Annotated in this window: 10 protein-coding genes, 9 tRNA genes and 4 rRNA genes; all 23 read left to right on the forward strand. The window is 49.7% G+C overall.

Going from position 1 to position 16,267, the window contains the following annotated elements:
- Positions 1 to 59: 59 nt before the first annotated feature.
- The 23 genes from cysK to ACKTRM_RS00550 all read left to right on the forward strand — a co-directional run bounded on the left by cysK (position 60) and on the right by ACKTRM_RS00550 (position 16,220).
- Positions 60 to 986, forward strand: a complete 927-nt coding sequence (gene cysK / locus ACKTRM_RS00440; protein ID WP_011996183.1) for a cysteine synthase A — start codon at positions 60 to 62, stop codon at positions 984 to 986.
- A 167-nt stretch (positions 987 to 1,153) separates the two neighbouring features.
- A complete protein-coding gene (gene pabB / locus ACKTRM_RS00445) occupies positions 1,154 to 2,566 on the forward strand; it encodes an aminodeoxychorismate synthase, component I (RefSeq protein ID WP_041482235.1) in 1,413 nt (470 codons plus the stop codon).
- Between the two features lie 15 nt (positions 2,567 to 2,581).
- Complete coding sequence (gene pabA, locus ACKTRM_RS00450) at positions 2,582 to 3,169, forward strand: aminodeoxychorismate/anthranilate synthase component II (protein WP_011996185.1); 588 nt, start codon at positions 2,582 to 2,584, stop codon at positions 3,167 to 3,169.
- Complete coding sequence (gene pabC, locus ACKTRM_RS00455) at positions 3,166 to 4,050, forward strand: aminodeoxychorismate lyase (RefSeq protein WP_011996186.1); 885 nt, start codon at positions 3,166 to 3,168, stop codon at positions 4,048 to 4,050. Before pabA ends, pabC begins: the two co-directional genes overlap by 4 nt.
- Complete coding sequence (gene folP / locus ACKTRM_RS00460) at positions 4,031 to 4,888, forward strand: dihydropteroate synthase (RefSeq protein WP_007409946.1); 858 nt, start codon at positions 4,031 to 4,033, stop codon at positions 4,886 to 4,888. Before pabC ends, folP begins: the two co-directional genes overlap by 20 nt.
- Positions 4,881 to 5,243, forward strand: a complete 363-nt coding sequence (folB, locus tag ACKTRM_RS00465) for a dihydroneopterin aldolase (protein ID WP_003150671.1) — start codon at positions 4,881 to 4,883, stop codon at positions 5,241 to 5,243. Before folP ends, folB begins: the two co-directional genes overlap by 8 nt.
- Positions 5,240 to 5,743 (forward strand): 2-amino-4-hydroxy-6-hydroxymethyldihydropteridine diphosphokinase, encoded by a 504-nt coding sequence (gene folK, locus ACKTRM_RS00470; protein ID WP_007409947.1) that lies wholly within the window; start codon positions 5,240 to 5,242, stop codon positions 5,741 to 5,743. Before folB ends, folK begins: the two co-directional genes overlap by 4 nt.
- Positions 5,695 to 5,904 (forward strand): helix-turn-helix domain-containing protein, encoded by a 210-nt coding sequence (locus ACKTRM_RS00475; RefSeq protein ID WP_003150668.1) that lies wholly within the window; start codon positions 5,695 to 5,697, stop codon positions 5,902 to 5,904. The genes folK and ACKTRM_RS00475 overlap by 49 nt, the downstream gene beginning before the upstream one ends.
- 21 nt (positions 5,905 to 5,925) lie before the next feature.
- The gene (dusB, locus tag ACKTRM_RS00480; RefSeq protein ID WP_007409948.1) at positions 5,926 to 6,927 is read left to right on the forward strand and encodes a tRNA dihydrouridine synthase DusB; all 1,002 of its coding nucleotides are present in this window, start codon (positions 5,926 to 5,928) and stop codon (positions 6,925 to 6,927) included.
- 89 nt (positions 6,928 to 7,016) lie between these two features.
- Positions 7,017 to 8,516, forward strand: a complete 1,500-nt coding sequence (gene lysS / locus ACKTRM_RS00485) for a lysine--tRNA ligase (RefSeq protein ID WP_007409949.1) — start codon at positions 7,017 to 7,019, stop codon at positions 8,514 to 8,516.
- Between the two features lie 327 nt (positions 8,517 to 8,843).
- Positions 8,844 to 10,393 (forward strand): 16S ribosomal RNA (locus tag ACKTRM_RS00490).
- Positions 10,394 to 10,568: 175 nt separating this feature from the next.
- Positions 10,569 to 13,498 (forward strand): 23S ribosomal RNA (locus ACKTRM_RS00495).
- A gap of 50 nt (positions 13,499 to 13,548) precedes the next feature.
- A 5S ribosomal RNA gene (gene rrf / locus ACKTRM_RS00500) occupies positions 13,549 to 13,664 on the forward strand.
- Positions 13,665 to 13,687: 23 nt separating this feature from the next.
- Positions 13,688 to 13,763, forward strand: a tRNA-Val gene (locus tag ACKTRM_RS00505).
- A gap of 5 nt (positions 13,764 to 13,768) precedes the next feature.
- Positions 13,769 to 13,844 (forward strand) — tRNA-Thr (locus ACKTRM_RS00510).
- A 36-nt stretch (positions 13,845 to 13,880) separates the two neighbouring features.
- A tRNA-Lys gene (locus tag ACKTRM_RS00515) sits at positions 13,881 to 13,956 on the forward strand.
- Between the two features lie 6 nt (positions 13,957 to 13,962).
- Positions 13,963 to 14,044, forward strand: a tRNA-Leu gene (locus ACKTRM_RS00520).
- 24 nt (positions 14,045 to 14,068) lie between these two features.
- A tRNA-Gly gene (locus ACKTRM_RS00525) sits at positions 14,069 to 14,143 on the forward strand.
- Positions 14,144 to 14,157: 14 nt separating this feature from the next.
- Positions 14,158 to 14,243 (forward strand) — tRNA-Leu (locus ACKTRM_RS00530).
- A gap of 11 nt (positions 14,244 to 14,254) precedes the next feature.
- Positions 14,255 to 14,331: transfer RNA gene (locus ACKTRM_RS00535), tRNA-Arg, on the forward strand.
- A 16-nt stretch (positions 14,332 to 14,347) separates the two neighbouring features.
- Positions 14,348 to 14,424: transfer RNA gene (locus ACKTRM_RS00540), tRNA-Pro, on the forward strand.
- A 4-nt stretch (positions 14,425 to 14,428) separates the two neighbouring features.
- Positions 14,429 to 14,504, forward strand: a tRNA-Ala gene (locus ACKTRM_RS00545).
- A gap of 166 nt (positions 14,505 to 14,670) precedes the next feature.
- A 16S ribosomal RNA gene (locus tag ACKTRM_RS00550) occupies positions 14,671 to 16,220 on the forward strand.
- Together the 16S, 23S and 5S rRNA genes with 9 tRNA genes alongside form the textbook arrangement of a ribosomal RNA operon.
- The last annotated feature ends 47 nt before the right edge of the window (positions 16,221 to 16,267 follow it).

Here is a 16,267-nt window from a genome sequence, read left to right on the forward strand (position 1 = left end):
AAATTGATAACTTATATTTATAATACCAATAAATTTAGTCGGAAATTGAGGTGTCCAACATGGTGCGTATTGCAAATTCTATTATTGAACTAATCGGAAATACTCCTATTGTGAAATTGAATCGCCTGACGGATGAAAACAGTGCAGATGTATATCTGAAGCTTGAATACATGAATCCGGGCAGCAGCGTAAAAGACCGTATCGGAGTGGCGATGATTGAAGCGGCTGAAAAAGAAGGAAAATTAAAAGCCGGCGACACAATCATTGAACCGACAAGCGGAAATACAGGGATCGGTCTTGCTATGGTGGCAGCGGCTAAAGGTCTCAGAGCCATTCTCGTTATGCCTGATACAATGAGTATGGAGCGACGCAATCTGCTGCGCGCATACGGAGCGGAGCTTGTGCTGACTCCCGGCGCAGAAGGAATGAAGGGCGCCATTAAAAAGGCGGAAGAACTTGCCGAGGAACACGGATACTTTGTGCCTCAGCAATTCAACAATGCGGCAAACCCGGAAATTCACCGCCAAACGACGGGGAAAGAAATCGTAGAACAGTTTGGTGACGACCAGCTTGATGCGTTCGTGGCCGGAATCGGTACCGGCGGAACCATCACGGGAGCGGGCGAAGTGCTGAAAGAAGCATATCCATCCATCAAAATCTATGCGGTAGAGCCGGCGGATTCTCCAGTTCTTTCCGGCGGAAAACCGGGCCCGCATAAAATTCAGGGTATCGGAGCGGGATTTGTCCCTGAAACATTGAATACGGACATCTATGATCAGATCATTCCCGTCAAAAACGAGGATGCATTTGAATATGCCCGTAAAACGGCAAAAGAAGAAGGGATTCTCGGCGGCATTTCTTCCGGAGCGGCCATTTACGCGGCACTGGAAATCGCGAAAAAACTGGGGAAAGGCAAGAAAGTGCTTGCGATCATCCCTAGTAACGGAGAACGTTACTTAAGCACACCGCTTTATCAGTTTGAATAGAGACATACACACGGCTCCCGGCTGTATCCGGGAGTTTTTTTGTGCCTGAAGCATCGGAAATCCAAAAAACGTTTCGAATTTTATGGTTGGAAGTGAAATTCACTTTTTTCACCAGTGTGATTGCTTTAAAATAAAACTACAGTAAAACGAAGCAGAGGATTGATATGATGGCACAACGCAGACCGGCAGGAAGAAAAATACCTTTTACGAAACAAGCATTTTTACAGCGATATGAAAACCTTTCGAAATCGAGAAAACGGCATGTTCTGCTCGAAAGCGCGAGAGGGGGAAGATTCAGTATAGCCGGTCTAGATCCGATTGCGTCCGTCAGAGGGAAAGACGGAATTACAACGATCAAGCATGAGGGGGAGACACTGTTTAAAGAAGGTGACCCGCTGCGGGCCTTTCATGAATGGTTTGGAACGCTCGGAACGGAAACAAACGTTGAGTTTCCGGACTTTCAGGGCGGTGCGATTGGTTTTATCAGTTACGACTACGCCCGATATATTGAGAATTTTAAGATGCTGTCGTTAGATGATCTGGAAACACCTGATATTTACTTTCTTGTTTTTGATGATGTGGCCGTTTATGACCATGAGGAAGAGGCGTTATGGCTCATTACCCATACTGAAGCGGAAGAAGCGGATCTTGCGGAAGAAAAGCTGTCCCGCTTAGAGGGCATGTGGTGTTCCCTTCAAACGGCGGACGAGCCTTTTTCACCGCTGAATCGGAATGGGGACGGATCGTACGCCGCTCCGTTCACTGAGGAAGGATTTTCACAGGCTGTAGAACAAATTAAACAATATATCGCGAGCGGCGATGTGTTCCAGGTTAATTTGTCCATCAGGCAGTCTCAGTCCTTATCCGTTCATCCGTATGAGGTGTATAAACACTTGAGAAACGTCAATCCGTCTCCTTACATGGCCTATCTCGAGACACCGGGGTTTCAAGTGATATGCGGGTCGCCGGAGCTATTGGTGACAAAGAAGGGGAAGAAGCTTGAAACGAGGCCGATCGCGGGTACGCGTTCAAGAGGAAAAGACGATGCTGAAGACAAGGCTTTGGCTGATGAATTAATTCACAACGAAAAAGAACGTGCGGAACACGTCATGCTTGTTGATCTTGAGCGCAATGATCTCGGGCGCGTATCGCGCTACGGCTCCGTGCGGGTTAACGAATTTATGGCGATCGAAAAGTATTCCCACGTCATGCATATCGTGTCAAACGTACAGGGGGAACTGCAGGACGGATATGACGCGACAGACATTATTCATGCGGTTTTCCCGGGGGGCACCATCACGGGAGCGCCCAAAGTGAGAACGATGGAAATTATAGAAGAGCTTGAGCCGACAAGACGGGGGCTTTATACTGGATCTATAGGCTGGTTCGGATTCAACGGAGATTTGCAGTTTAACATTGTGATCCGGACGATCTATGCAGCCGGCGGACATGCTTTCATGCAGTCCGGAGCAGGAGTAGTCATTGATTCGGTTCCGAAGCATGAATACAAGGAATCGTTCAAAAAAGCTTTTGCAATGAAAAAGGCGTTAGAGCTGAGCGAAGAAGAGACAAAAAATTAGACGAGGTGAGCAGAGATGATTTTAATGATTGACAATTATGATTCATTTACGTACAACTTGGTTCAATATTTGGGTGAGCTCGGGGAGGAACTGATCGTCAGACGGAATGACGAGATTACAATTGAGCAGATTGAAGAGCTGGCACCGGATTTCTTAATGATTTCACCCGGGCCGTGCAGTCCTGATGAAGCGGGGATCAGCCTCGAAGCGATCAAACATTTTGCCGGCAGTATTCCTATTTTCGGCGTATGTCTCGGGCATCAGTCGATTGCGCAAGTATTCGGCGGCGATGTCGTCAGAGCGGAGCGGCTCATGCACGGCAAAACGTCAGAAGTTATGCATGACGGACAGACGATTTTTAAAGGCCTGCAAAATCCGCTTGTCGCCACCCGGTACCATTCACTTATTGTCAAAGCGGACACGCTGCCGGATTGTTTTACGGTATCCGCTCAAACCAAAGAAGGAGAAATTATGGCAATCCGCCATAATGAGCTGCCTGTTGAAGGTGTTCAGTTCCATCCGGAATCCATCATGACCTCCTTCGGCAAAGAGATGCTCAGAAACTTTATAGAGACACACCGCAAAAAGGAAGTGACGGTGTGATTATATATTTGAATGGTCAATATATAGAGGAGAAAGAAGCGGCGCTTTCTCCTTTTGACCATGGTTATCTGTACGGGATCGGCGCGTTCGAGACGTTCAGGCTTTACAGCGGCCGGCCGTTTCTGCCGGATGCGCATGTCGCCAGGCTCAACAGGGCGCTTCGGGATCTGCAGATTGCATATGAGGTGAACAAACAGGAGCTGCTTGATATGCTTCGGAGACTGTTGCTCCTCAATGACATCAAGGACGGCAGCGCGCGTGTCCGGCTTAACATCTCGGCAGGCGTCAGCGATAAGGGATTTGCCGCGCAGACTTATGAAAAGCCGACCGTCCTTTGTTTCGTCAACCAGCTCAATCTGGAAACTCTGCCTGTTCAAAAAGAAGGCAGGCTTCTCTCTATCAGGAGAAATACGCCTGAAGGAACTTTTCGGTTAAAATCCCATCACTATTTAAACAACATGTATGCTAAACGGGAGATCGGGAATGATCCCAATCTTGAAGGCATTTTCCTGACCGGAGAAGGAGATGTCGCGGAAGGCATTGTCTCCAACGTGTTTTGGCGAAAAGGAGACAAGGTCTTTACACCATCCTTGGATACAGGCATTCTCGACGGCGTAACGAGACAGTTTGTTATTGATGAATTGAAACGGCAGGGGACAGAAGTCACCGAAGGCCGATTCCGTTTTCAATCAATGCTTGAAGCGGATGAAGCATGGTTGACAAACTCCGTGCTTGAAATCATCCCGTTTTCTAAAATAGAGGAAGTGCCGCTGCCCGGAGTGAGCGGAAAAACGGTGCAATTGCTCCGTAAGCAGTATCAGCAGGAAATAAACAAAATGAATGTACAGGAGGAGGAACAAAATGGCGCAGCAAACAATTGAACAGCCTAAACTGATTCATACAAAAAAAGGCGCTCTTTCCTATAAAGAGAAGACGCTCGTTATGGGGATATTAAATGTAACGCCAGACTCCTTCTCTGACGGCGGCAAATACGACAGTACGGAAAGGGCGCTTCTGCATGCGGCGAAGATGGCTGAAGAAGGGGCGCATATCATAGATATCGGCGGTGAATCGACAAGACCCGGCGCATCACTCGTGTCGGCTGATGAGGAAATGTCCCGAGTCATCCCCGTCATAGAACGGATTACAAGCGAGCTGGACATTCCGCTTTCAATCGATACGTACAAAGCGTCCGTGGCAGACGAAGCGGTCAAAGCGGGAGCCTCTATCCTTAATGACATCTGGGGGGCGAAAGGTGATCCTGACATGGCGTCAGTAGCCGCCGCACACGGGGTTCCGATTATCTTAATGCATAATCGCATGGAAAGAAACTACAACGATCTTATTCCTGATATGCTTGCAGACTTGATGGAAAGCGTAAAAATTGCCGCAGAAGCCGGCGTCACAGATGAAAATATGATTCTGGATCCGGGGATCGGCTTTGCGAAAAACTATGAGGACAATCTGGCTGTCATGAACAAGCTGGAGGTGTTCAGCGGGTTAGGTTATCCGCTGCTTCTGGCGACATCGAGAAAAAGGTTCATCGGCCGTGTGCTTGACCTTCCCCCTGAAGAACGTGCCGAGGGAACGGGAGCGACAGTGTGCCTTGGCGTCCAAAAAGGCTGCGACATTGTGAGGGTCCACGATGTCAAAGAGATCGCAAGAATGACGAAGATGATGGATGCTATGTTGAACAAAGGAGGCGTACATTATGGATAAAGTATATGTAGAAGGTATGGAGTTTTACGGATATCACGGTGTGTTCGAAGAAGAAAACAAACTCGGCCAGCGCTTCAAAGTAGACCTGACTGCCGAACTGGATTTGAGCAAAGCGGGAAAAACGGATGACCTTTCTTATACCATTAACTATGCGGAATTGTACAGTGTCTGCCGCGGCATCGTTGAGGGCGAACCCGTCAATTTGGTCGAGACGCTTGCGGAACGGATCGCAGACACCGTCCTTGAGAAATTTGAGCCGGTGCAGCAATGTACGGTAAAGGTTGTTAAGCCTGACCCGCCGATTCCCGGCCATTATAAATCAGTGGCCATAGAAATGACGAGAAAGAAATCATGAACAATACGGCATATATCGGTCTCGGCTCCAATATGGGCGACCGTGAACATTATTTGCGCCAGGCAGTGGCCATGCTCAGCCGGCATCATGGCGTGACGGTGTCAAAGGTGTCCTCCATATATGAAACAGATCCCGTCGGCTATGAGGATCAAGATCAGTTTCTTAATATGGCGGTTGAAGTGAAAACGTCGTTATCTCCTTTTGAACTTCTTGATGTAACGCAGAGCATTGAAGCTGAATTAGGCAGAACGAGAGAGATTCGCTGGGGACCGCGGACGGCAGACCTTGACATTTTGCTGTATAATCGTGAAAATATTGAAACAGAGCGGCTGATTGTTCCGCATCCGAGAATGTATGAGCGCTTATTTGTCCTTGCGCCGTTAAAAGAAATATGTCCGCAGGCGGATCATATCACGATAAGCGCTGAAACAAACCAAGAAGGTGTAAGAGTATGGAAGCAGAAATCTGGGGTAGGCGAATTCGTGCATTCAGAAAGCTGAAAGGTTATACTCAAGAAGGATTTGCAAAAGCATTAGGTATATCAGTTTCTATTGTCGGTGAAATTGAACGCGGAAACCGATTGCCATCAGATGCCATCATTCAAGATGCGGCAGATGTTTTAAATATAAGTGCGGACGAATTGGCCCCGCCTGAAAAATAGACAAATGAAAGGAGGGGAAAAATGTTTAAAATCGGTGATATTCAATTGAAAAATCGGGTTGTGCTTGCCCCTATGGCCGGTGTCTGCAACTCAGCGTTCAGATTGACTGTAAAGGAATTCGGAGCCGGATTGGTATGCGCTGAAATGGTCAGCGACAAAGCGATTCTTTACAACAACGCCAGAACAATGGGGATGCTTTACATTGATGAACGTGAAAAACCGCTCAGCCTTCAGATTTTTGGAGGGAAAAAGGAAACCCTTGTGGAAGCGGCGAAGTTTGTAGATCAAAACACGACTGCTGATATTATTGATATTAACATGGGATGTCCCGTACCCAAGATTACAAAATGTGATGCGGGCGCCAAATGGCTTCTCGATCCCGATAAGATTTATGAAATGGTATCCGCAGTAGTAGATGCTGTTGATAAGCCGGTTACAGTGAAGATGAGAATGGGTTGGGATGAAGAGCACATTTATGCGGTGAAAAACGCCCAAGCCGTTGAACGTGCCGGCGGAAAAGCCGTTGCCCTGCACGGCCGCACAAGAGTGCAAATGTATGAAGGCACTGCGAACTGGGATATCATTAAAGAAGTGAAGCAATCCGTCTCCATTCCCGTCATCGGAAACGGTGATGTCAAAACGCCTCAGGACGCGAAACGCATGCTTGAGGAAACAGGGGTTGACGGCGTCATGATCGGCCGGGCCGCACTCGGCAACCCGTGGATGATTTACCGTACGGTGCACTACCTTGAAACCGGCGAGTTAAAAGACGAACCGAAAGTCCGTGAAAAAATGTCGGTATGCAAACTGCACTTAGACCGCCTGATTAAGTTAAAAGGCGAAAATGTGGCAGTCAGAGAAATGAGAAAGCACGCTGCCTGGTACCTGAAAGGTGTCAGAGGCAATGCGAATGTACGCAACGAAATTAACCAATGTGAGACGCGTGAAGAAGTTGTGCAGCTTTTAGATGCATTTACCGCCGAAGCAGAGGCAAAAGAGCTTCAAGATGCAAAAGTAGGTTAATATACACCCTCTATTGCTGCTCACTGCCAGCTTACCGCTGGCAGTTTTTCTGCTTTTTCGTGAAATCAAAATGTAACGGAGTGATACCAATGAGTCAAGAAGAGCAAAATCATGAGGAATTGAACGACCAGCTGCAAGTCAGACGAGATAAAATGAACCAGCTGAGAGAAAACGGCATTGACCCTTTCGGCGAACGTTTCGAGAGAACGCATCAATCTCAACAGATCATTGACGCCTACCAGGAGCTTTCTAAAGAAGAACTGGAAGAAAAAGCGGTAGAAGTGACCATTGCAGGCCGTATGATGACAAAGCGCGGAAAAGGGAAAGCCGGCTTTGCGCATCTGCAGGACTTAGAAGGTCAAATTCAAATTTACGTAAGAAAAGACAGTGTCGGCGAAGAACAATATGAAATCTTTAAATCTTCAGACCTCGGAGACGTTATCGGCATCACGGGGAAAGTTTTCAAAACAAACGTAGGCGAGCTTTCTGTCAAAGCGACATCTTTTGAACTGCTGACAAAAGCACTGCGTCCTCTTCCTGATAAATATCATGGGTTAAAAGACGTTGAACAGCGTTACCGCCAGCGCTATCTCGATCTCATCGTAAACCCTGACAGCAAACAAACGTTTATCACACGCAGCAAAATCATCCAAGCGATGAGAAGATACTTAGATGACCATGGATACTTAGAAGTTGAAACACCTACGATGCACAGCATACCGGGAGGAGCGTCTGCGCGCCCGTTCATCACGCACCATAATGCGCTCGACATGCCTCTTTATATGCGTATTGCGATTGAACTGCACCTGAAACGCCTGATTGTCGGCGGATTAGAAAAAGTCTACGAAATCGGCCGCGTGTTCCGTAATGAAGGTGTTTCTACACGCCATAACCCTGAATTCACGATGATCGAGCTGTATGAAGCGTACGCCGATTATAAAGATATTATGAGCCTTACGGAAAATCTCGTTGCACATATTGCGCAGGAAGTGCTTGGAAGCACCACAATCCAGTACGGCGAAGAGCAGATTGATCTGAAACCTGAGTGGAAACGACTCCACATGGTAGATGCGGTCAAAGAAGCGACAGGTGTAGATTTCTGGAATGAGATGACTGTTGAAGAAGCGCGCGGTCATGCAAAAGAGCATGGTATCGAGATCACAAACTCAATGACGGTGGGTCATATCATCAATGAATTCTTCGAACAAAAAATTGAAGAAACACTCATTCAGCCTACATTTATTTACGGCCACCCTGTAGAGATTTCTCCTCTTGCTAAGAAAAATCCGGAGGACCCTCGCTTTACAGACCGTTTTGAGCTGTTTATCGTCGGCCGTGAGCATGCTAATGCGTTTACGGAGCTGAATGACCCTATCGACCAGAGGGAACGCTTTGAAGCGCAGTTAAAAGAAAGAGAAGAAGGAAACGATGAAGCGCATATGATGGATGAAGACTTCGTTGAAGCTCTTGAATACGGCATGCCGCCGACCGGGGGATTGGGTATCGGTATCGACCGCCTTGTCATGCTGTTAACAAATGCTCCGTCTATCAGAGACGTTTTATTATTCCCTCAAATGAGACAACGCTAGTAAAAGGGAAGGCGCCGTTTCTGCTTATCGCAGTACGGCGCTTTTTTAGAAACAAGCCGCTCGTAAAACTTTTTTGATTTTCTTTTAAAAAACTATTGCACTATTATTTGTGAGGTGGTATATTATTATTCGTTGCCGCTAAACAAGGCGCTGACGAAAAAAGAAATTTAAAAAGTTGTTGACTTCAAGAGATTGATAAGATATAATAATAAAGTCGCTTGAACGAAAGACAAAATGATCTTTGAAAACTAAACAAGACAAAACGTACCTGTTAATTCAAAGTTTTAAATAAATCGCACAGCGATGTGCGTAGTCAGTCAAACTACTTTATCGGAGAGTTTGATCCTGGCTCAGGACGAACGCTGGCGGCGTGCCTAATACATGCAAGTCGAGCGGACAGATGGGAGCTTGCTCCCTGATGTTAGCGGCGGACGGGTGAGTAACACGTGGGTAACCTGCCTGTAAGACTGGGATAACTCCGGGAAACCGGGGCTAATACCGGATGGTTGTTTGAACCGCATGGTTCAGACATAAAAGGTGGCTTCGGCTACCACTTACAGATGGACCCGCGGCGCATTAGCTAGTTGGTGAGGTAACGGCTCACCAAGGCAACGATGCGTAGCCGACCTGAGAGGGTGATCGGCCACACTGGGACTGAGACACGGCCCAGACTCCTACGGGAGGCAGCAGTAGGGAATCTTCCGCAATGGACGAAAGTCTGACGGAGCAACGCCGCGTGAGTGATGAAGGTTTTCGGATCGTAAAGCTCTGTTGTTAGGGAAGAACAAGTGCCGTTCAAATAGGGCGGCACCTTGACGGTACCTAACCAGAAAGCCACGGCTAACTACGTGCCAGCAGCCGCGGTAATACGTAGGTGGCAAGCGTTGTCCGGAATTATTGGGCGTAAAGGGCTCGCAGGCGGTTTCTTAAGTCTGATGTGAAAGCCCCCGGCTCAACCGGGGAGGGTCATTGGAAACTGGGGAACTTGAGTGCAGAAGAGGAGAGTGGAATTCCACGTGTAGCGGTGAAATGCGTAGAGATGTGGAGGAACACCAGTGGCGAAGGCGACTCTCTGGTCTGTAACTGACGCTGAGGAGCGAAAGCGTGGGGAGCGAACAGGATTAGATACCCTGGTAGTCCACGCCGTAAACGATGAGTGCTAAGTGTTAGGGGGTTTCCGCCCCTTAGTGCTGCAGCTAACGCATTAAGCACTCCGCCTGGGGAGTACGGTCGCAAGACTGAAACTCAAAGGAATTGACGGGGGCCCGCACAAGCGGTGGAGCATGTGGTTTAATTCGAAGCAACGCGAAGAACCTTACCAGGTCTTGACATCCTCTGACAATCCTAGAGATAGGACGTCCCCTTCGGGGGCAGAGTGACAGGTGGTGCATGGTTGTCGTCAGCTCGTGTCGTGAGATGTTGGGTTAAGTCCCGCAACGAGCGCAACCCTTGATCTTAGTTGCCAGCATTCAGTTGGGCACTCTAAGGTGACTGCCGGTGACAAACCGGAGGAAGGTGGGGATGACGTCAAATCATCATGCCCCTTATGACCTGGGCTACACACGTGCTACAATGGACAGAACAAAGGGCAGCGAAACCGCGAGGTTAAGCCAATCCCACAAATCTGTTCTCAGTTCGGATCGCAGTCTGCAACTCGACTGCGTGAAGCTGGAATCGCTAGTAATCGCGGATCAGCATGCCGCGGTGAATACGTTCCCGGGCCTTGTACACACCGCCCGTCACACCACGAGAGTTTGTAACACCCGAAGTCGGTGAGGTAACCTTTTAGGAGCCAGCCGCCGAAGGTGGGACAGATGATTGGGGTGAAGTCGTAACAAGGTAGCCGTATCGGAAGGTGCGGCTGGATCACCTCCTTTCTAAGGATTTTAACGGAATATAAGACCTTGGGTCTTATAAACAGAACGTTCCCTGTCTTGTTTAGTTTTGAAGGATCATTCGATTCTTCGAGATGTTGTTCTTTGAAAACTAGATAACAGAAGTAATTCACATTCAATTAGTAATGCAAGATATCACGTAGTGATTCTTTTTAACGGTTAAGTTAGAAAGGGCGCACGGTGGATGCCTTGGCACTAGGAGCCGATGAAGGACGGGACGAACACCGATATGCTTCGGGGAGCTGTAAGCAAGCTTTGATCCGGAGATTTCCGAATGGGGAAACCCACCACTCGTAATGGAGTGGTATCCATATCTGAATACATAGGGTATGAGAAGGCAGACCCGGGGAACTGAAACATCTAAGTACCCGGAGGAAGAGAAAGCAAATGCGATTCCCTGAGTAGCGGCGAGCGAAACGGGACCAGCCCAAACCAAGAGGCTTGCCTCTTGGGGTTGTAGGACACTCTGTACGGAGTTACAAAGGAACGAGGTAGATGAAGAGGTCTGGAAAGGCCCGCCATAGGAGGTAACAGCCCTGTAGTCAAAACTTCGTTCTCTCCTGAGTGGATCCTGAGTACGGCGGAACACGTGAAATTCCGTCGGAATCCGGGAGGACCATCTCCCAAGGCTAAATACTCCCTAGTGACCGATAGTGAACCAGTACCGTGAGGGAAAGGTGAAAAGCACCCCGGAAGGGGAGTGAAAGAGATCCTGAAACCGTGTGCCTACAAGTAGTCAGAGCCCGTTAACGGGTGATGGCGTGCCTTTTGTAGAATGAACCGGCGAGTTACGATCCCGTGCAAGGTTAAGCAGAAGATGCGGAGCCGCAGCGAAAGCGAGTCTGAATAGGGCGAATTGAGTACGTGGTCGTAGACCCGAAACCAGGTGATCTACCCATGTCCAGGGTGAAGTTCAGGTAACACTGAATGGAGGCCCGAACCCACGCACGTTGAAAAGTGCGGGGATGAGGTGTGGGTAGGGGTGAAATGCCAATCGAACCTGGAGATAGCTGGTTCTCTCCGAAATAGCTTTAGGGCTAGCCTCAAGGTAAGAGTCTCGGAGGTAGAGCACTGATTGGACTAGGGGCCCCTACCGGGTTACCGAATTCAGTCAAACTCCGAATGCCGATGACTTATCCTTGGGAGTCAGACTGCGAGTGATAAGATCCGTAGTCGAAAGGGAAACAGCCCAGACCGCCAGCTAAGGTCCCAAAGTATACGTTAAGTGGAAAAGGATGTGGAGTTGCTTAGACAACCAGGATGTTGGCTTAGAAGCAGCCACCATTTAAAGAGTGCGTAATAGCTCACTGGTCGAGTGACTCTGCGCCGAAAATGTACCGGGGCTAAACGTATCACCGAAGCTGCGGACTGTTCTTCGAACAGTGGTAGGAGAGCGTTCTAAGGGCTGTGAAGCAAGACCGGAAGGACTTGTGGAGCGCTTAGAAGTGAGAATGCCGGTATGAGTAGCGAAAGAGGGGTGAGAATCCCCTCCACCGAATGCCTAAGGTTTCCTGAGGAAGGCTCGTCCGCTCAGGGTTAGTCGGGACCTAAGCCGAGGCCGAAAGGCGTAGGCGATGGACAACAGGTTGATATTCCTGTACCACCTCCTCACCATTTGAGCAATGGGGGGACGCAGGAGGATAGGGTAAGCGCGGTATTGGATATCCGCGTCCAAGCAGTTAGGCTGGGAAATAGGCAAATCCGTTTCCCGTGAAGGCTGAGCTGTGATGGCGAGCGAATTATAGTAGCGAAGTTCCTGATTCCACACTGCCAAGAAAAGCCTCTAGCGAGGTGAGAGGTGCCCGTACCGCAAACCGACACAGGTAGGCGAGGAGAGAATCCTAAGGTGATCGAGAGAACTCTCGTTAAGGAACTCGGCAAAATGACCCCGTAACTTCGGGAGAAGGGGTGCTCTGTTAGGGTGCAAGCCCGAGAGAGCCGCAGTGAATAGGCCCAGGCGACTGTTTAGCAAAAACACAGGTCTCTGCGAAGCCGTAAGGCGAAGTATAGGGGCTGACGCCTGCCCGGTGCTGGAAGGTTAAGAGGAGCGCTTAGCGTAAGCGAAGGTGCGAATTGAAGCCCCAGTAAACGGCGGCCGTAACTATAACGGTCCTAAGGTAGCGAAATTCCTTGTCGGGTAAGTTCCGACCCGCACGAAAGGCGCAACGATCTGGGCACTGTCTCAACGAGAGACTCGGTGAAATTATAGTACCTGTGAAGATGCAGGTTACCCGCGACAGGACGGAAAGACCCCGTGGAGCTTTACTGCAGCCTGATATTGAATGTTGGTACAGCTTGTACAGGATAGGTAGGAGCCTTGGAAACCGGAGCGCCAGCTTCGGTGGAGGCATCGGTGGGATACTACCCTGGCTGTATTGACCTTCTAACCCGCCGCCCTTATCGGGCGGGGAGACAGTGTCAGGTGGGCAGTTTGACTGGGGCGGTCGCCTCCTAAAAGGTAACGGAGGCGCCCAAAGGTTCCCTCAGAATGGTTGGAAATCATTCGCAGAGTGTAAAGGCACAAGGGAGCTTGACTGCGAGACCTACAAGTCGAGCAGGGACGAAAGTCGGGCTTAGTGATCCGGTGGTTCCGCATGGAAGGGCCATCGCTCAACGGATAAAAGCTACCCCGGGGATAACAGGCTTATCTCCCCCAAGAGTCCACATCGACGGGGAGGTTTGGCACCTCGATGTCGGCTCATCGCATCCTGGGGCTGTAGTCGGTCCCAAGGGTTGGGCTGTTCGCCCATTAAAGCGGTACGCGAGCTGGGTTCAGAACGTCGTGAGACAGTTCGGTCCCTATCCGTCGCGGGCGCAGGAAATTTGAGAGGAGCTGTCCTTAGTACGAGAGGACCGGGATGGACGCACCGCTGGTGTACCAGTTGTTCTGCCAAGGGCATCGCTGGGTAGCTATGTGCGGACGGGATAAGTGCTGAAAGCATCTAAGCATGAAGCCCCCCTCAAGATGAGATTTCCCATTCCGCAAGGAAGTAAGATCCCTGAAAGATGATCAGGTTGATAGGTCTGAGGTGGAAGTGTGGCGACACATGGAGCTGACAGATACTAATCGATCGAGGACTTAACCAATTTGAATGTATGCTTACTGTTATCTAGTTTTGAGAGAACACTCTCAATGGTTTGGTGGCGATAGCGAAGAGGTCACACCCGTTCCCATGCCGAACACGGAAGTTAAGCTCTTCAGCGCCGATGGTAGTCGGGGGTTTCCCCCTGTGAGAGTAGGACGCCGCCAAGCTATTACACGTAAGTGTAATATATGGAGGATTAGCTCAGCTGGGAGAGCATCTGCCTTACAAGCAGAGGGTCGGCGGTTCGAGCCCGTCATCCTCCACCATATTTGCCGGCCTAGCTCAATTGGTAGAGCAACTGACTTGTAATCAGTAGGTTGGGGGTTCAAGTCCTCTGGCCGGCACCATTTTTGGACAAGATAATAACATAAGTCTTTTAAAAAGAGCCATTAGCTCAGTTGGTAGAGCATCTGACTTTTAATCAGAGGGTCGAAGGTTCGAGTCCTTCATGGCTCACCATGTTACGCGGGTGTGGCGGAATTGGCAGACGCGCTAGACTTAGGATCTAGTGTCTTATGACGTGGGGGTTCAAGTCCCTTCACCCGCATTATACAGGATAACTATCCTGTATGCGGAAGTAGTTCAGTGGTAGAACACCACCTTGCCAAGGTGGGGGTCGCGGGTTCGAATCCCGTCTTCCGCTCCAACTATACCATCCACGCCGGGGTGGTGGAATTGGCAGACACACAGGACTTAAAATCCTGCGGTAGGTGACTACCGTGCCGGTTCAAGTCCGGCCCTCGGCATTCATTATTATGCGCCCGTAGCTCAATTGGATAGAGCGTTTGACTACGGATCAAAAGGTTAGGGGTTCGACTCCTCTCGGGCGCGCCATAATATTTTTAAAAATCGGGAAGTAGCTCAGCTTGGTAGAGCACATGGTTTGGGACCATGGGGTCGCAGGTTCGAATCCTGTCTTCCCGACCACTTCGGGGCCTTAGCTCAGCTGGGAGAGCGCCTGCTTTGCACGCAGGAGGTCAGCGGTTCGATCCCGCTAGGCTCCACCATTTATAAAAAAATATGTTGACTTTAAAAGAAACTTATTATATAATTAAAAAGTTGATTGAGAAAGTGAACAAAATGATCTTTGAAAACTAAACAAGACAAAACGTACCTGTTAATTCAAAGTTTTAAATAAATCGCACAGCGATGTGCGTAGTCAGTCAAACTACTTTATCGGAGAGTTTGATCCTGGCTCAGGACGAACGCTGGCGGCGTGCCTAATACATGCAAGTCGAGCGGACAGATGGGAGCTTGCTCCCTGATGTTAGCGGCGGACGGGTGAGTAACACGTGGGTAACCTGCCTGTAAGACTGGGATAACTCCGGGAAACCGGGGCTAATACCGGATGGTTGTTTGAACCGCATGGTTCAGACATAAAAGGTGGCTTCGGCTATCACTTACAGATGGACCCGCGGCGCATTAGCTAGTTGGTGAGGTAACGGCTCACCAAGGCGACGATGCGTAGCCGACCTGAGAGGGTGATCGGCCACACTGGGACTGAGACACGGCCCAGACTCCTACGGGAGGCAGCAGTAGGGAATCTTCCGCAATGGACGAAAGTCTGACGGAGCAACGCCGCGTGAGTGATGAAGGTTTTCGGATCGTAAAGCTCTGTTGTTAGGGAAGAACAAGTGCCGTTCAAATAGGGCGGCACCTTGACGGTACCTAACCAGAAAGCCACGGCTAACTACGTGCCAGCAGCCGCGGTAATACGTAGGTGGCAAGCGTTGTCCGGAATTATTGGGCGTAAAGGGCTCGCAGGCGGTTTCTTAAGTCTGATGTGAAAGCCCCCGGCTCAACCGGGGAGGGTCATTGGAAACTGGGGAACTTGAGTGCAGAAGAGGAGAGTGGAATTCCACGTGTAGCGGTGAAATGCGTAGAGATGTGGAGGAACACCAGTGGCGAAGGCGACTCTCTGGTCTGTAACTGACGCTGAGGAGCGAAAGCGTGGGGAGCGAACAGGATTAGATACCCTGGTAGTCCACGCCGTAAACGATGAGTGCTAAGTGTTAGGGGGTTTCCGCCCCTTAGTGCTGCAGCTAACGCATTAAGCACTCCGCCTGGGGAGTACGGTCGCAAGACTGAAACTCAAAGGAATTGACGGGGGCCCGCACAAGCGGTGGAGCATGTGGTTTAATTCGAAGCAACGCGAAGAACCTTACCAGGTCTTGACATCCTCTGACAATCCTAGAGATAGGACGTCCCCTTCGGGGGCAGAGTGACAGGTGGTGCATGGTTGTCGTCAGCTCGTGTCGTGAGATGTTGGGTTAAGTCCCGCAACGAGCGCAACCCTTGATCTTAGTTGCCAGCATTCAGTTGGGCACTCTAAGGTGACTGCCGGTGACAAACCGGAGGAAGGTGGGGATGACGTCAAATCATCATGCCCCTTATGACCTGGGCTACACACGTGCTACAATGGACAGAACAAAGGGCAGCGAAACCGCGAGGTTAAGCCAATCCCACAAATCTGTTCTCAGTTCGGATCGCAGTCTGCAACTCGACTGCGTGAAGCTGGAATCGCTAGTAATCGCGGATCAGCATGCCGCGGTGAATACGTTCCCGGGCCTTGTACACACCGCCCGTCACACCACGAGAGTTTGTAACACCCGAAGTCGGTGAGGTAACCTTTTAGGAGCCAGCCGCCGAAGGTGGGACAGATGATTGGGGTGAAGTCGTAACAAGGTAGCCGTATCGGAAGGTGCGGCTGGATCACCTCCTTTCTAAGGATTTTAACGGAATATAAGACCTTGGGTCTTATAAACAGAAC

This window comes from Bacillus sp. D7-8, assembly GCF_052055895.1.
In the GTDB taxonomy this organism is placed as follows: Bacteria; Bacillota; Bacilli; order Bacillales; family Bacillaceae; genus Bacillus; species Bacillus velezensis.